26 protein-coding genes are annotated in these 12,849 nt (G+C 63.9%); 24 read left to right on the top strand and 2 right to left on the bottom strand.

What is annotated here, in order from left to right:
- Nucleotides 1-157: 157 nt before the first annotated feature.
- The gene (locus ABD002_RS16180) at nt 158-646 is read right to left on the bottom strand and encodes a helix-turn-helix domain-containing protein (RefSeq protein WP_343792923.1); all 489 of its coding nucleotides are present in this window, start codon (nt 644-646) and stop codon (nt 158-160) included.
- Between the two features lie 83 nt (nt 647-729).
- Here ABD002_RS16180 and ABD002_RS16175 point away from each other — a divergent pair, with 83 nt between their 5' ends.
- The 11 genes from ABD002_RS16175 to ABD002_RS16125 are packed head-to-tail and all read left to right on the top strand — an operon-like array spanning nt 730 to nt 6,948.
- Entirely contained in the window at nt 730-984 is a 255-nt protein-coding gene (locus ABD002_RS16175; RefSeq protein WP_343792921.1) for a helix-turn-helix domain-containing protein, read from the top strand.
- A 47-nt stretch (nt 985-1,031) separates the two neighbouring features.
- On the top strand, nt 1,032-1,517 hold the full coding sequence (locus ABD002_RS16170; protein ID WP_343792919.1) for a hypothetical protein: 486 nt from the start codon (nt 1,032-1,034) through the stop codon (nt 1,515-1,517).
- A complete protein-coding gene (locus tag ABD002_RS16165; protein WP_343792917.1) occupies nt 1,517-1,777 on the top strand; it encodes a hypothetical protein in 261 nt (86 codons plus the stop codon). Before ABD002_RS16170 ends, ABD002_RS16165 begins: the two co-directional genes overlap by 1 nt.
- The gene (locus tag ABD002_RS16160) at nt 1,774-1,947 is read left to right on the top strand and encodes a hypothetical protein (protein WP_343792915.1); all 174 of its coding nucleotides are present in this window, start codon (nt 1,774-1,776) and stop codon (nt 1,945-1,947) included. The genes ABD002_RS16165 and ABD002_RS16160 overlap by 4 nt, the downstream gene beginning before the upstream one ends.
- Nucleotides 1,944-4,454, top strand: coding sequence for a DNA methyltransferase (locus tag ABD002_RS16155; RefSeq protein WP_343792913.1), 2,511 nt, complete (start codon nt 1,944-1,946; stop codon nt 4,452-4,454). The genes ABD002_RS16160 and ABD002_RS16155 overlap by 4 nt, the downstream gene beginning before the upstream one ends.
- Nucleotides 4,451-4,624, top strand: coding sequence for a hypothetical protein (locus ABD002_RS16150; protein WP_343792911.1), 174 nt, complete (start codon nt 4,451-4,453; stop codon nt 4,622-4,624). The genes ABD002_RS16155 and ABD002_RS16150 overlap by 4 nt, the downstream gene beginning before the upstream one ends.
- Nucleotides 4,621-5,406: a YdaU family protein gene (locus ABD002_RS16145; protein WP_343792909.1), complete on the top strand. Its 786-nt coding sequence runs from the start codon at nt 4,621-4,623 to the stop codon at nt 5,404-5,406. The genes ABD002_RS16150 and ABD002_RS16145 overlap by 4 nt, the downstream gene beginning before the upstream one ends.
- A complete protein-coding gene (locus ABD002_RS16140; protein WP_343792907.1) occupies nt 5,369-6,169 on the top strand; it encodes an ATP-binding protein in 801 nt (266 codons plus the stop codon). Before ABD002_RS16145 ends, ABD002_RS16140 begins: the two co-directional genes overlap by 38 nt.
- Nucleotides 6,166-6,363 (top strand): hypothetical protein, encoded by a 198-nt coding sequence (locus ABD002_RS16135; protein ID WP_343792905.1) that lies wholly within the window; start codon nt 6,166-6,168, stop codon nt 6,361-6,363. Before ABD002_RS16140 ends, ABD002_RS16135 begins: the two co-directional genes overlap by 4 nt.
- Nucleotides 6,356-6,532, top strand: a complete 177-nt coding sequence (locus tag ABD002_RS16130) for a hypothetical protein (protein ID WP_343792903.1) — start codon at nt 6,356-6,358, stop codon at nt 6,530-6,532. The genes ABD002_RS16135 and ABD002_RS16130 overlap by 8 nt, the downstream gene beginning before the upstream one ends.
- Nucleotides 6,529-6,948, top strand: a complete 420-nt coding sequence (locus tag ABD002_RS16125) for a recombination protein NinB (RefSeq protein WP_343792901.1) — start codon at nt 6,529-6,531, stop codon at nt 6,946-6,948. Before ABD002_RS16130 ends, ABD002_RS16125 begins: the two co-directional genes overlap by 4 nt.
- 56 nt (nt 6,949-7,004) lie before the next feature.
- Here ABD002_RS16125 and ABD002_RS16120 read toward each other — a convergent pair whose 3' ends face one another.
- The gene (locus tag ABD002_RS16120; protein ID WP_343792899.1) at nt 7,005-7,187 is read right to left on the bottom strand and encodes a hypothetical protein; all 183 of its coding nucleotides are present in this window, start codon (nt 7,185-7,187) and stop codon (nt 7,005-7,007) included.
- A gap of 35 nt (nt 7,188-7,222) precedes the next feature.
- On the opposite strand from ABD002_RS16120, the gene ABD002_RS16115 reads away from it, so the two are divergent.
- From ABD002_RS16115 to ABD002_RS16055, 13 genes are all read left to right on the top strand, one after another.
- Nucleotides 7,223-7,435, top strand: coding sequence for a hypothetical protein (locus ABD002_RS16115; protein WP_343792898.1), 213 nt, complete (start codon nt 7,223-7,225; stop codon nt 7,433-7,435).
- Nucleotides 7,432-7,656, top strand: a complete 225-nt coding sequence (locus ABD002_RS16110) for a hypothetical protein (protein ID WP_343792896.1) — start codon at nt 7,432-7,434, stop codon at nt 7,654-7,656. The genes ABD002_RS16115 and ABD002_RS16110 overlap by 4 nt, the downstream gene beginning before the upstream one ends.
- Before the next feature lie 187 nt (nt 7,657-7,843).
- Complete coding sequence (locus ABD002_RS16105) at nt 7,844-8,197, top strand: hypothetical protein (RefSeq protein ID WP_343792894.1); 354 nt, start codon at nt 7,844-7,846, stop codon at nt 8,195-8,197.
- Nucleotides 8,194-8,451, top strand: a complete 258-nt coding sequence (locus tag ABD002_RS16100) for a hypothetical protein (RefSeq protein WP_343792892.1) — start codon at nt 8,194-8,196, stop codon at nt 8,449-8,451. Before ABD002_RS16105 ends, ABD002_RS16100 begins: the two co-directional genes overlap by 4 nt.
- Nucleotides 8,448-8,990: a RusA family crossover junction endodeoxyribonuclease gene (locus ABD002_RS16095; RefSeq protein ID WP_343792890.1), complete on the top strand. Its 543-nt coding sequence runs from the start codon at nt 8,448-8,450 to the stop codon at nt 8,988-8,990. The genes ABD002_RS16100 and ABD002_RS16095 overlap by 4 nt, the downstream gene beginning before the upstream one ends.
- On the top strand, nt 8,914-9,585 hold the full coding sequence (locus tag ABD002_RS16090; protein WP_343792888.1) for a DnaJ-like cysteine-rich domain-containing protein: 672 nt from the start codon (nt 8,914-8,916) through the stop codon (nt 9,583-9,585). Before ABD002_RS16095 ends, ABD002_RS16090 begins: the two co-directional genes overlap by 77 nt.
- Before the next feature lie 420 nt (nt 9,586-10,005).
- Nucleotides 10,006-10,335, top strand: coding sequence for a hypothetical protein (locus ABD002_RS16085; RefSeq protein ID WP_343792887.1), 330 nt, complete (start codon nt 10,006-10,008; stop codon nt 10,333-10,335).
- A 128-nt stretch (nt 10,336-10,463) separates the two neighbouring features.
- Nucleotides 10,464-10,775 (top strand): hypothetical protein, encoded by a 312-nt coding sequence (locus ABD002_RS16080; RefSeq protein WP_343792885.1) that lies wholly within the window; start codon nt 10,464-10,466, stop codon nt 10,773-10,775.
- Nucleotide 10,776: 1 nt separating this feature from the next.
- Nucleotides 10,777-11,493, top strand: coding sequence for a transglycosylase SLT domain-containing protein (locus tag ABD002_RS16075; protein ID WP_343792883.1), 717 nt, complete (start codon nt 10,777-10,779; stop codon nt 11,491-11,493).
- Nucleotides 11,490-11,708 carry a hypothetical protein gene (locus ABD002_RS16070; RefSeq protein ID WP_343792881.1) on the top strand — a complete coding sequence of 73 codons (219 nt, stop codon included), beginning with the start codon at nt 11,490-11,492 and terminating at the stop codon, nt 11,706-11,708. Before ABD002_RS16075 ends, ABD002_RS16070 begins: the two co-directional genes overlap by 4 nt.
- Nucleotides 11,705-12,112, top strand: coding sequence for a hypothetical protein (locus tag ABD002_RS16065; protein WP_343792880.1), 408 nt, complete (start codon nt 11,705-11,707; stop codon nt 12,110-12,112). Before ABD002_RS16070 ends, ABD002_RS16065 begins: the two co-directional genes overlap by 4 nt.
- On the top strand, nt 12,088-12,345 hold the full coding sequence (gene lysC, locus ABD002_RS16060; RefSeq protein WP_343792878.1) for an Rz1-like lysis system protein LysC: 258 nt from the start codon (nt 12,088-12,090) through the stop codon (nt 12,343-12,345). Before ABD002_RS16065 ends, lysC begins: the two co-directional genes overlap by 25 nt.
- Nucleotides 12,346-12,523: 178 nt before the next feature.
- On the top strand, nt 12,524-12,826 hold the full coding sequence (locus ABD002_RS16055; RefSeq protein WP_343792876.1) for a hypothetical protein: 303 nt from the start codon (nt 12,524-12,526) through the stop codon (nt 12,824-12,826).
- The last annotated feature ends 23 nt before the right edge of the window (nt 12,827-12,849 follow it).

The raw sequence follows: 12,849 nt of genomic DNA, 5'->3' as shown, positions 1-12,849 counted from the left end.
AACTCCGCTTGTGAATCTCACGATCTGCGATTCCCATGCTCCAATGTGCCGCCAAATGGGGAGTCAAAGATGACCGAGACTGTCGATGATTTGATGGATGACCTTGTTGGACGCCTTCGCCTGCTTAGAACTGCAGAAATGCAACCGGCTGAAATTCCTATGCCCGTGAAGCGGCGTCCAGTGTTACGAGTAGTTCATGCACAAAGCCTCGTTCCAGAAATTTCTTTGGAACTGACCGGCGAATTGCCGCAGCAACGGCCAGCGCTTCGGCTGGTCGATGCACCGTCGTGACACTGACGATGCCGGCGAGGGCGTAGCGAAGCGCATCAACGTCGTTCTCCACGCGCCGCAGAGCTTGGTCAGGACGGCGCTGATCGACATTTTCATCGTGCCGAAGCGGAACCACGTTGCCGCGTTGTTCTGCGATCACGGCGTATTTCGCGCAAATCGTGGCCGGAGCAACGCTCAAAAGCGTGCCTAGACGGTCTGCCTTTGTGGCCGGAACAGGGCGCTCCCCTTCAAGCCATTGGCGGACCGCCCCTGGTGTGACGTCCATGTGTTCAGCAACAGCAGCCTGTTTGAGGCCAGATGCCTTGAAAGCGGCCTTCAATGCTTGTGACTCGGGCGAGCATTCAGACTTCTTCATTGTAGCAATGCTATTCATGAGGATGGTTCTTGTCGCCGATCAAAGCTATTGCGCGCTATCGATAGCGATGCTATCGTTAACGTATGAACGCGAAATCCATCGAGACCGCAGTCTCCCTATGTGGCAGTCAAGCCGCCCTTGCTGCTGCTGTCGGAGTCAGCCAGCAGGTGGTTTGGCAGTGGTTGAACGGCCGCAGACCGGTCCCCGCTGTCCACTGCATTCCTATTGAAAACGCAACTGCTGGCGCGGTCACGCGGTACGCCCTGCGCCCGGATGTCTTCGGCCTGCAACCCCCTCTCCGACCTCCCATTCCCGAACGATCGCGCAAGCACACGTAAGCGGTCATCCATCGGTTCAAGGGGCGGCAAGGGTGAGGAGGGTAGGGGTGAGCGAAATCGCGGAAGGGAACGATCTGGCGTGGCTGGTCGCTGCCGCCAAGGCACTGAAAGCCACGCTGCCACAGGCCGAGAAGAAGGCGTTCATCGCCCTGATGTTCGAGGCGGGATTCTGGGATTCGGAAAAGCTGACGTGGGACGCGGCGGTGTCGCGGCTCAACGAGTGCCTGCGCAACGACGGCGCCAGCCGCCAGTTCCTGAAGGTGTCGGAGCTCTGGGCGTGGATGCGCAGCAGCGGGCACCACGCGCTGTTTCGGGCGATGGCCGACGACCTCGGCTACCGCGTCGAGCGCCTGCCGACCGAACAGCGCATCGCCGATCTGCTCGAGCGCATCGACCGGAAGTTGACGAAGGCCGCGGATGCCCAGGTTGACGCCGCTGCGCTGCGGGATGCCGTCGAACGCCTCCTGCATCCGGCTCAGCCGCCGCGTGAGGGCGCACCGACCCGGTTCAGCGTCAAACCGGAGGCGTTCTGATGGCAGCGGCGGAGCGTTATCCCCATCCGCCGGGCGCGCCCGAGGCGGTTGCCGATGGTTGCACCTGCCCGATTTTGGACAATGCGCGCGGCAAGGGCTGCGGCTACCTCGACGCCGACGGCCATCCGTGTTTCATCGTCACCCTGAGTTGCCCGCATCACGGCGAGGCCGCGTGCTTTGCCGATGACGTGACATTCGCGCGCGACCTGAGCGAGCCGGCCTATGGGGCGGCAGCGCGCCTCACGGAGAAAATCGCATGACTGCCGTCCTGCGCAAGCTCGAATCCGGCACCCGCATGATGATCCATCCGTGCAACGTGTGCGGCAGCGACCGCGCGCCGTTCGGCTACACGGTCAAGGGCCATCCATCGCGTTGGTATTGCTGGGAGCATCGCGAGGTTGGCGAGGCGTACTTGCGGGGCGCGGCATGAGCGACGCCTATCGCGATTTCCTCGCCGGCAAGGTGCGTGTCGCCGCGCAATCCGGATTCATCGTCTCGCCGGATGCCGTCCATCCGCTGTTGAAGCCGCATCAGCGCGATGCGGTGCTGTGGGCGCTGCAGGGCGGTCGTCGTGCGTTGTTCGAGGCGTTCGGCCTCGGCAAGTCGGTGCAGCAGCTTGAGGTGCTGCGACTGTGCCGCGCGCAGGCTGGCGGCGCGGTGCTCATCGTTTGCCCGCTTGGCGTGCGTCAGGAGTTCCGCCGCGATGGTGAAATGCTTGGCATCGCGACGCGCTTCATTCGCACCGATGCGGAGATCGATCCAATATTCGACGGCATCCACCTGACGAACTACGAGGCGGTCCGCGACGGCCGGCTCGATCCGAACAACTTCACCGCCGTGAGTCTGGACGAAGCGAGCGTGCTGCGCAGCTTCGGCAGCAAGACCTACCAGACGTTCCTGACGTTGTTCGACAAGGTGCGCTTCCGCTTCGTCGCCACCGCGACACCGAGTCCGAACCGCTACAAGGAGCTGATCCACTACGCCGGGTTCCTCGGCGTGATGGATACCGGGCAGGCGCTCACACGTTGGTTCAAGCGCGATAGCACGCAGGCGAACAACCTGACGCTGTATCCGCACAAGGAGCGTGAATTCTGGTTGTGGGTCGCGTCGTGGGCGCTGTTCCTGCAGCGGCCCTCCGATCTTGGCTACAGCGATGAAGGCTACGACCTGCCGCCTATCAAGATCGTCTATCACGAGGTCAAGGTCGACCACGCAGCTGCGAAGGCAGACCGTGACGGGCAGGGTAACTTGTTCTGCGATGCCGCGCTCGGTGTTGTCAATGCCTCGCGCGAGAAGCGCGACACGCTGCCGGCGCGCGTCGAAGCGGTGCGCGCGATCCTCGACGTGGATCCGGACAACAACTACCTGATCTGGCACGACCTCGAAGCCGAGCGCCACGCGATCCAGGCGGCGGTGCCGGATGCGGTCAGTGTGTACGGCGACCAGGACCTCGACGAGCGCGAGCAGGCGGTCATCGATTTCAGCGAAGGGAAGATCCAGTACCTGAGCGCGAAGCCGGTGCTGGCCGGATCCGGCTGCAACTTCCAACGCCACTGCCACAAAGCGATCTACGCCGGCATCGGCTTCAAGTTCAACGATTTCATCCAAAGCATTCACCGCGTGCAGCGGTTTTTGCAGACGGAGCCCGTCGAGATTCACATCGTGCACGCCGAGAGCGAGCGCGAAGTCCTTCACACGCTGCAAGCCAAGTGGGCGCGGCACAACGAACTGGTGGGGAAGATGAGCGAAATCATTCGGGAATACGGCTTGAGCGCCGCCGCCGCGATGGCGACGGTGTTGCAGCGTTCGATTGGCGTGGAGCGCATCGAGGCGAGCGGGCAGGGCTGGATCGTCGCGAACAACGATTGCGTGGCCGAGACGCGCGCGATGGACGAGAACAGCGTTGACCTGATCGTCACCTCGATCCCGTTCGCCAATCACTACGAATACAGCCCGAGCTACAACGACTTCGGGCACACGGACAACAACGATCATTTCTGGAAGCAGATGGATTTCCTGACGGAGAACCTGCTGCGCATCCTCAAGCCGGGTCGGCTGGCCTGCATCCACGTCAAGGACCGGATTCAGTTCGGTGCCGTGACCGGTGCCGGCGCGCCGACGGTGTCGCCGTTCCATGCCGAGGCGATTTTCCACTACCGCCAGCACGGCTTCGACTACATGGGCCTGATCACGGTCGTCACCGACGTGGTGCGCGAGAACAACCAGACCTATCGCCTGGGCTGGTCGGAGCAGTGCAAGGACGGCACCAAGATGGGCGTCGGTTCGCCGGAGTACATCGTGCTGGTGCGCAAGCCGCAAACCGATCGCACGCGCGGCTATGCCGATGCGCCGGTGCGCAAGGACAAGGCGGACTACACCCGCGCGCATTGGCAGGTCGACGCGCATGCGTTCTGGCGCTCCAGTGGCAATCGCCAACTGACAGCGGATGATCTGGCCGGCCTCGGCCCCGACAAGCTGGCCAAGCTGTTCACCGAATACAGCCTGCGCGAGGTCTACGACTACGCCACGCATGTGCGTATCGGTGAAGCGCTGGAGGCGCGCGGCGCGCTGCCGTCGACCTTTATGTCGCTGGCGCCTGGCAGCCACAACGATGACGTCTGGCATGACGTCAATCGCATGATCACGCTCAACGGCGAGCAGACCAAGCGCGGCCTCGAAAACCATATCTGCCCGCTGCAGTTCGACATCGTGGATCGCCTGATCGAGCGCTACAGCAATCCCGGCGAGCTGGTGTTCGACCCGTTCGGTGGTCTGTTCACGGTGCCGTATCGCGCGCTGCTGAAAGGGCGCAAGGGGCGTGCAGCGGAGCTGTCGACTGCCTATTTCATGGATGGTGTTCGCTACCTCGAGGCTGCAGAACGGCAGATATCCATGCCCGGCTTGTTTGACGTGCTGCCCGAGGCTGCCGCGGCGTGAAAGCAGTCGTTAAACCCATCGCGAGCGTCGATGCGGAAGAGCGCGAAGACATGATCGACGTGCTCAAGCTGCGCTATCTGTCTGCTCGCACGCCGGAGGATCGTAAGGCGATCGCCGACGAAATACGCCTGCTGCGTCGTGGATCTGAGGTTGAGCCGGTTCGCTCATGAACTTCTACAAGCGCCATCTTGGAGATATCGCGAAGGCCTGTGGCCACCTGTCACAAGGTGAAATGGGGGCGTACGACCTGCTCCTGGACTGGCTCTACTCCAACGAGAAGCCGCTGCCGCTCGGGATGCCGGCGTTGTGGCGGATCGGTCGCGCCTCATCCAAGGCAGAACGAGAGAACGTCACGCGCGTGGTCGGAGAGTTTTTCGAGCGTATAGACGCTGGCTTCGTGCAGAAGCGTGCGCTTGAGGAAATGGCCAAGGCCAATGCTCAGGCGGAAACGAACCGTCGCATCGCCGAGCAACGAGAAGAGAAAAAGCGTGCATCGATCAAGGCACAAACCGAGCACGAATCGTTGAACGGTTCGTTACACGAATCGTGCTCTGTTCGTCCAACGAACGACCAACCTAGCCAGACTCCAGACTCCAGACAACAGCAAGAGCTTCCGACTTCGTCGGCGGCTGCGCCGCCCGATCCGGATCCTATCTTCGGTCATGGGCTGGCATTTTTGCGCGCCAAAGGTGTCGGCGAACGCGGTGCGCGCAGCTTCCTCGGTGCTATGCGCAAGGCCTGCGGCGATGTCCTCGCCGCCGAGCTACTGGCCAAAGCCGAGGCGGAGGACGTGAGCGCGCCGGTGCCGTGGCTGCGCAAGGCCTACGAGGCCCGCGTCACGGGACCACCGCGTTCTGGCAAGCCGTCCGTCGCCGATTCGTTCGCTGGCAAGACCTACACAGGAACCCCGGACCATGAACTCCCAGCCTTCCTCCGATCCGACGCGGCTTGAGCCCAAGCCCGTGTTCGTCGATGCGCAGTGCGAAAAGCACGGCGCGTTTCAGGCGCAGCAGATCCCTGGGCTGTTCGGCGGCGAGCCGATCACGATGGGCTGCCCGCAGTGTTCGCAGGTGCGCCAAGCGCGCGAAGCGCAGGAGCGCGAGGCGGAACGGTTGCGGCGCGAGCAGGAGCGCGTCACCGCGCTATTCCGCCGCAGCGGCATCCCAGCGCGCTTCGCCGACCGGACGCTGGAGAACTACCGCGCCGACAACGACGGACAGAAACACGCCCTGCGTGTCGCCCGGCGGCTGCTCGGTACGATCCTCGATGATGCCAAGCGCGGCGCGTCGCTGGTGCTTTGCGGCAACCCTGGCACCGGCAAGACCCACCTCGCCTGCGCGATTGGTCACGCGCTGACGGACAAGCTGCGCACCGTCCAGTTCGGGACCGTGCTGTCGGCCGTGCGCCACGTCAAGGAAACCTATCGCCGCGACTCCGAACGCACCGAGAGCGACGCGATCAACGATATGGTCGCGCCCGACCTGTTGATCGTCGACGAGGTCGGCGTGCAGATCGGCAGCGAGCACGAAAAGATGGTGCTGTTCGAGATCATCAACGAGCGTTACCAGCAGTGCCGCTCGACGATCCTGATTTCCAATCTGAACCAGGACGAGCTGACCACGTACCTCGGCGAACGCGTCATGGACCGCTTTCGCGAGGCTGGCGGCGTGATCGCGTTCGACTGGACCAGCTATCGCGGGAGGGCGGCGGCATGACGCGCGCTGAACTCGACACCCTAAAACCGGGCGATTCCCTCATCGGCATAGCCGGGGATGACGAATGCGAAGTCGTCGAAGTGGAGCGGAATCGCAGTCGCGTGTATGCACGGATCCGCTACTCCGGGATGACGACGCTCTGCGTCCCCTTGCGCGCCGGGGGTCCCGAGATCCGGGGCGCGCGCCATGCGTAAGCCCATTCTTCATGTGCAGACGTTTCGTTGGGCCATGGTACGCGATGACGGGATGCTGATCGCGACGCACACCCGTAGCCGTGCGCGCCGGTTCAAGGCGGTGATGGGAAAGCGCGGAGCGTGCTGCTTGCTGCGGGATGTGAAGATCACCGCAAAGGTGACGAAGTGAACGCGCAGACCTACCCGCACGCTCACGCAGCTGAGCCGTGGCGCGAAGCGCTGACCGAGCAGCAGCGAAAAATCCTTAACGCGGCATGCGGTGACCTAGCCGATCAAATCGTTTGGCACGGCAACCGGATGTCAAAAGACGATTGGCGGCACTTCATCGCCGGGACGATTCTTGGCTGGCGGATGATGCCGGCGTATGACCGGGGCGAAGGCGCTCCCGGTTTCATCATGCTCGGCGGCAGCAGCCTGGACCTGACGAAAGCGCAGTGCATCGACGCCATCACGATGGTGTTCCACATCGGCGACGACCCCGAATCGCAGGGGCTGAAATCACCGCCGGTGCGTTGGTGCGCTTCGGTGTGCAAAGCACGGTGGCTTGTCGATGAGCCGGCGCTCGGTGCGCGGGAGGCAGCATGACCGCGGCAGCGGATCGAAAGTGGTTCGCTGCTGTCGCATCGCTTGAATCGTGCGTCCTATGCGGATGCGCCGGCCAGCAGGTAGCGCACCGCAACGAAGGCCGGGGAATGGGCCAGAAATCGGACGCGCACATGACGGCATACCTCTGCGCGAGCTGCCACCACGAAATCGACAATGGTCGTGAACTTGGCCGCGATGAACGCCGCGCGCTGATGGATCGCGCGATTGTCCGCACGCATGACGCACTGATCAAATCCGGGAGGCTGACGCTTACATGATCGCATTCAAACCGAAGGCAGAAATGCTCGAAGGAGCGCGCCGATCCGCCGCGAAACAGTCGACTGATGCGCGTTACCGGATCGAAAACGAATACGTCACCGTCCGCCAGATTGCGGCGCGTCTCGGTATCACGAAGGACCAGGTGCACAAACGCATGCGCGAGCTGCGCGGAGCCAGCGGGCCGATCACGTGGGCGAGACTCGCATGATCCGCCTTGCGCTTCTCGCCGCCGCGTTCGCCGGTGTCGCGTTCGTCGTGAGCAGCGCGCCGCCGCTTCCCGACGTGTTGGTCATCGAACACACGTACGACGGGGTGGTGCAGACGGTCGGTCACGTCACGAACTGGCAGTACACCGGCGGACACATGCTGTTGGAGTACGTGCCGGACGGCGATGGCATCTTTCGCAACGGGTTCGAGGTCGTGCCATGACGAATACGGATTCCACAGGAGAGGCGTGCATGAGAAATCGAATCCCCGTTCAGACGCGTATGTGGATACCGGCCAAGAGTCATCCGTGGCGACGCGACTATCGGACGATGCCGGAACCGTACCGCGGCGATGGGTTTGGCCGCGCCGCCCTGCTGCAATCCATCACGCGGCGCGGCAGGTGCCGATCATGAGGCGGGATTCCGTGGTCCGGGACACCAGCTACACGCTGACGCAGTGGCGTGCCACATACGGCCCATTTTCGCCACGCGCACACCTGGCCGATCGCAATATCGCGGAGTTGTATCTGCGCCTCGACGCCAATTTCCCGGCGCAGATCTACCTGCACTTCGTTCGCCAAGGGCCGCGCTATGCGTTCGATCGCCGGGAAACCGGTCTGTGCCTTGGCCAGTGGAAGTGGCGCGCGCGATTGTCGTTCGCGACGTTCCGGGCTGAACTGATCGCACGGACGCAGCACCTGCTGGACGGCGGCGCGACCTATCACGACTTCGCGCCAGCGCCGGGGGCGACGACATGTCCGTGAGCACTCGTACGACCGCCGTGGTGCGGGTGGATGGGTACGGGGTCGGTTGGGGACGTCTGTCGGAGCGTGCGCGCAAGCAAGCGGTCCGGCGCATGCGGCTGCACTTGGGCGCCATCCTTTCGAGAAAGTTGGAGGGCGAATTTCGCGATGGCGATGCGATCGCCTTGGAGTACACGCTGAAGCTGAACTTCAGCGCGTCCGACGGACCAAAACGGGCGTACTGCGAGTGGATTGAAGTTCGGAACAAACGATGATCGCCTTCACCCTTGCTCGCCGGTTGCCGACGCTGAACGCATGGCTGCGCCTGCACCGGCACGCCCGCAGGCGCCTGATGCGCGCGGTGTCCGCAGAGGTGTGGCTGGAGCTGGCCAAGCAGCACGCCAAGCCGCGTGAGCCGTTTCAGAGGGCGCGCGTGACCATTCACCGCCACGGCCCGAAGGAGCCGGATCCGGATGGCTTGCCTGCGACAGCCAAGGCACTGCTCGACGTGCTGCAGCCGTTCTCGAAGCGCCATCCCTGTGGCTTGGGCGTCATCGTCGACGACTCCAGCCGCTGCATCGAGTTGCACGTGAAACATGTCCACAGCACCGAACAACGCACCGATGTCTTGATTGAACCTCTGGAAGGGGAAACCGATGACCAACGCACGAAAGCTGCTCGCTCGCCTCGAACCCGCCATCACACCGATCCCGGACGGCCGTCGACCGGCGCGCCGTGTGGCGAAGAAAGCCGCCATCACGCTGCCGGTGACGCGCTACCGAAGCCGCGTCGAGCGCGCCATCGAACTGCTTGAGCGCTCCGATCGCTGTCCGAAGGGTTGGCTGTCTCGGGTCGCTGGAACGCGGTCAACCAGCAGCAGCAATCCGGACGCGATGCTGCAGACGGACATTGCCGGCGCGCTCGGCTTCATCGGTAACCGTCGCGCACTGACGGCGTACCTGTCCGCTTGGTGGCCCTCGTGGGCATCGAATCACGTCAACGACAGCCAGCAGCTGGTGCTGATGTTGATCGCCGGTATGGCCAATCGTCATCCAGGCGCGAGCTGGGTGCAGTACGTGAAGGCTGACAAGCGCGCGAAGAACGAGAGGGAATCGCTATTGTTAAGGTTAGTTAACGCGGTCCTTTCCGAGTTCGCCGGCCCCTCCCACTGCTCGGCCTGCCATGGGTACGGCGTGGTGATTCAACCGGGCCACGCGTTCGGCAGGTCGTGCGCGGCGTGCGGCGGAGAGGGCGCGATTGCACTCGGCAACCGATCCCGTGCGCGGTTGATGCGCGTGCGCAAGTCGGACTTCATCCGTCATCTCGCCGAGCCGTTCGCCGCCGTCATCGACCGATTGCGGATGTTGGAACGCAAGGCGGCATCTCGACACGCGGATGCTCTGGAATGACTTGCGTCCACCGGCGTCCGCACACGTCCGGCTGAGTTATTTTCTCTTGACACGGGAACAGCGTTTCGTGCTAATTTAGGCACAACGGGGAATAGCCGAAAACGAACACCCAAGAGCCGCCTTCGGGCGGCTCTTTTCGTTTCCGGTTCCCGACGACTTTATGCCCTGCCGTGAGTGCTGTCCCTGGCACGCACGTGGCCCGTCCGGTAACTCCCCTCCCGACCGGATCGGCGCAGGGCGCCATTTACGCAGGCGCTAGGCAACGTCGTGAGACGTGGCGACGGATCTACCCATGCCGAGGACCTCCCTCCTCAGGCAACAGCATGTTTTTCCCCACGTAACCCGACCAGCCGCTGGCATCCACTGCGCGGCTTGGCGATCCGCGCGCCTGTTCCTTTTACATCCACTCTGCCTATTTCGATGACCATGAATGTTGACCGGCAAGACGACAGCCACTGGCACTTCAGTCTGGGCCCGGTCGAGAAGTGGGTGGTCGCCGGCGCCTTGAGCATGCTCATCGGCGCCTTCGGCTACATCGGCAGCGGCTTCGCCACGCGGTTGGACGAGCAGGGGAAAACGCTGCAGCGCCTCAGTGAGCAACAGGCGGTCGCGAACGCACAGATGCTGACGCTGACCACCCAGCTTTCGGATGTGCCTGGGCTCACGCGAGCGATGGCGGAAACGAAGGTGCGGGTGGACGACAACACGCGCCGCATTGGCGACCTCGAGCAGCTGCGCAAGCTGCGATAACCGGAGAGCGACATGGCAGACCTCCTGATTGGTTTTGTACTCGGTGCATTCGCCGGTCCCGCAGTGATCGCACTGGTCAAGAAATACAAGCCTGCGCCGCCCGCGAAGGGGCCGCCTGGGTCGGGCGAATGAAGTTCGCCGACCGCAAGTTCGAGCGCGGGCTGGTCTGGCTTGCCATCGGCGTTGCCGGCGCGCTTTTGTATGGCCATGCCGGCGAGTTGGGCCTCAACGAATACACGCAGCGCTGGCTCGGCGCCTGCCTCAAGGTCACCACCGGTGCGTGGGGTGGTTATCGGATCAGCCGCGACATCGCGTGCATCGATCCCAGCAGCACGCAATACTCCGGTCTACCGGTCAACCCGATGGCGTTTGCCGTGCTGCATCTGGCACGCGCGCTGATCATCGCCGCGGCCATCCTCGGCGTGTGCCTCGCCGTCTGACATGCGCCGTACCGGCCGCGAGCCCGAAGACGTGCTGCGGGCCGCGACCGCGATCACGCGCTGGACGCTGATTTCGCTGCTGATGTGGTGGGTGCTGATCGCCGGCTGTCTGGCATGGCGCGCCGCGCATGCGGGTGTTCCAGAGCTCTGTCGGCAATACCAGCGCCAGATCACCAGCGAGGCGTACAACCTGTTCGGGCTCAACGCGCCTGTGTCGACGCTGGCCGCGCAGATTCACCAGGAGAGCGGCTGTCACGCCGCGATCGTCAGCCGATCCGGTGCCGAAGGGCTGGCCCAGTTCATGCCGGATACGGCGCAGGACATGGCGCGGCTGTATCCGACCGAACTCGGGCCGGCCGATCCGACCAATCCGCGCTGGGCGATTGCGGCGCAGGCGCGCTACATGCGCGATCTGATGCGCGATCACGCCGGCCGCACCGAATGCGACACCTGGGCCTTTGGCCTCGCGGCGTACAACGGCGGCAGTGGCTGGGTGGATCGCGACATCGCCGTGTGCCGCCGCAAGCCGATCAACGGCGCGACCTGCGCATGCTGCGTGGCGGATCGCTGGTTCGGCAATGTCGAGCTGTCGCCGGACCTGCGCCGGTCACCCTCCGCGCGCGCCGAGAACCGCGGCTATCCGCGCGTGATCCTGCTGGGCTTGACGCCGGTGTATGTCGCTGGTGGCTACGGCCGCGGCGTGGAGTGCCGGCCGTGACGGACGTCCCCAGCCCGGCGGATCGCAGCAAGCTCGCGGTCGCGCTGCTGGTCATCCTCTCGGCGACCGGCCTCCTCTGGGCGCATCGCCTCGACGGCGCGCAGTGGGTCAGCGCGGTCACGTGGACGGTTGCGGCGTACATGGTGGGTCAGGTTGGCGCGGTGCTCGCCGCCGGCTGGGTGGTGCAAACGGCAGCCAAGGCGAAGGTTCCATGATCGGGACGGTGAAGCTCTATGCGTGCGCAGGAGCACTTGCAGCCTTCCTCGCGCTTTTGGTGTTCGCCCATCACACGATTTACGCGTCGGGCGAGAAAGCCCAGCTCGCACGCGACCAGAAACCCATTGCGGCGGCAAAAGCTGCGCAGAAGGTCGCCGAGACGGAGCGCGATCAATACATCACAGCCCTGAACGAGGCGAACCAGGCGGCGCAAGCCGAACAGAACAAAGCCAAGGCACAGGCACAGCGTGCGGCAGCTGCGGTAGCGGCGTCGCAGGCCAACGCCCAGGACGCTGATCGAACCTTGAAGGCGTGGATGGACAAGTATGCGCGCGCCGCGCGTGACCCCGACTGCGCCAAGACCTTGCAGGACCAGCTATGCGCTGCTGCATCGGACTATTGATCCTCGCGCTCGCGGCGTGCGCTCCCGCGCCGGTGAAGCCGCCTCAAGTCGTGCAGGTGACCGTGACGAAGTACGTGCCGGTGCCGGCTGACCTCACCGCGCCGTGCCCCATCGCGAAACCGGCCGCGAACACCGTGCAGGAAGCGGTGCGTGTCGCGCGCGAACGCCGAGCGAGCATCGAGAAGTGCAATGGCCAGCTCGAAGCGATCCAGGCGCTCGGCAACCAGAAGTGACACCTCGCTTCTTCCGAGTACGGCAGGGCATGCGCCGATCCCCTGTCCTCGCTGGTGTGAGCCGGTGCGGCCACGAACGGAACGCTATCGGCTTGACGACTATCGGCCGACTTCGCGCAATTTCTGGAGATCAAAGCGGACCTATGGACGTCCTTCCATTCGCTGACAGGATTCGACTGTGACCACCCTGACCAACATCATCACGCCGACCAAGGCGGCCGCGAACGGCGCCGCTGACGTCTCGGTTGCTGCCGGGTCAACTGCCTCGGTGTTCGCGTACACCACCGATCCGTCGACGGTAACGCCGTTCGCCATTCGCATCCTGTCGAAGGACCCGAACGGGGTGTATCTGCCGATGGTGCACCAGGGGCAGGTTCTAGTCCTGACGGACACCAACAACTATGCAGTGCTCGGCCCTGGCGTATACCGCTTGGCCAAGGAGCAGACGCGGCAGCCGGTCGGCGCGTATTCGGCTGCATGATGCCGATCGTTCCGTTGTATGCG

It is taken from the genome of Dokdonella soli (genome assembly GCF_039523175.1).
Taxonomy (GTDB): domain Bacteria; phylum Pseudomonadota; class Gammaproteobacteria; order Xanthomonadales; family Rhodanobacteraceae; genus Dokdonella_A; species Dokdonella_A soli.
The sequence above is the reverse complement of the archived record's forward strand: the minus strand, read 5'-3'. Positions and strand labels throughout refer to the sequence as shown.

Coding starts and splice junctions, on each gene's coding strand:
- ABD002_RS16180 (WP_343792923.1), bottom strand. CDS start 646: ATGAAGAAGTCTGAATGCTCGCCCGAGTCACAAGCATTGAAGGCCGCT.
- ABD002_RS16175 (WP_343792921.1), top strand. CDS start 730: ATGAACGCGAAATCCATCGAGACCGCAGTCTCCCTATGTGGCAGTCAA.
- ABD002_RS16165 (WP_343792917.1), top strand. CDS start 1,517: ATGGCAGCGGCGGAGCGTTATCCCCATCCGCCGGGCGCGCCCGAGGCG.
- ABD002_RS16160 (WP_343792915.1), top strand. CDS start 1,774: ATGACTGCCGTCCTGCGCAAGCTCGAATCCGGCACCCGCATGATGATC.
- ABD002_RS16155 (WP_343792913.1), top strand. CDS start 1,944: ATGAGCGACGCCTATCGCGATTTCCTCGCCGGCAAGGTGCGTGTCGCC.
- ABD002_RS16145 (WP_343792909.1), top strand. CDS start 4,621: ATGAACTTCTACAAGCGCCATCTTGGAGATATCGCGAAGGCCTGTGGC.
- ABD002_RS16140 (WP_343792907.1), top strand. CDS start 5,369: ATGAACTCCCAGCCTTCCTCCGATCCGACGCGGCTTGAGCCCAAGCCC.
- ABD002_RS16135 (WP_343792905.1), top strand. CDS start 6,166: ATGACGCGCGCTGAACTCGACACCCTAAAACCGGGCGATTCCCTCATC.
- ABD002_RS16130 (WP_343792903.1), top strand. CDS start 6,356: ATGCGTAAGCCCATTCTTCATGTGCAGACGTTTCGTTGGGCCATGGTA.
- ABD002_RS16120 (WP_343792899.1), bottom strand. CDS start 7,187: ATGCGTGCGGACAATCGCGCGATCCATCAGCGCGCGGCGTTCATCGCG.
- ABD002_RS16115 (WP_343792898.1), top strand. CDS start 7,223: ATGATCGCATTCAAACCGAAGGCAGAAATGCTCGAAGGAGCGCGCCGA.
- ABD002_RS16110 (WP_343792896.1), top strand. CDS start 7,432: ATGATCCGCCTTGCGCTTCTCGCCGCCGCGTTCGCCGGTGTCGCGTTC.
- ABD002_RS16105 (WP_343792894.1), top strand. CDS start 7,844: ATGAGGCGGGATTCCGTGGTCCGGGACACCAGCTACACGCTGACGCAG.
- ABD002_RS16095 (WP_343792890.1), top strand. CDS start 8,448: ATGATCGCCTTCACCCTTGCTCGCCGGTTGCCGACGCTGAACGCATGG.
- ABD002_RS16085 (WP_343792887.1), top strand. CDS start 10,006: ATGACCATGAATGTTGACCGGCAAGACGACAGCCACTGGCACTTCAGT.
- ABD002_RS16080 (WP_343792885.1), top strand. CDS start 10,464: ATGAAGTTCGCCGACCGCAAGTTCGAGCGCGGGCTGGTCTGGCTTGCC.
- ABD002_RS16075 (WP_343792883.1), top strand. CDS start 10,777: ATGCGCCGTACCGGCCGCGAGCCCGAAGACGTGCTGCGGGCCGCGACC.
- ABD002_RS16065 (WP_343792880.1), top strand. CDS start 11,705: ATGATCGGGACGGTGAAGCTCTATGCGTGCGCAGGAGCACTTGCAGCC.
- lysC (WP_343792878.1), top strand. CDS start 12,088: ATGCGCTGCTGCATCGGACTATTGATCCTCGCGCTCGCGGCGTGCGCT.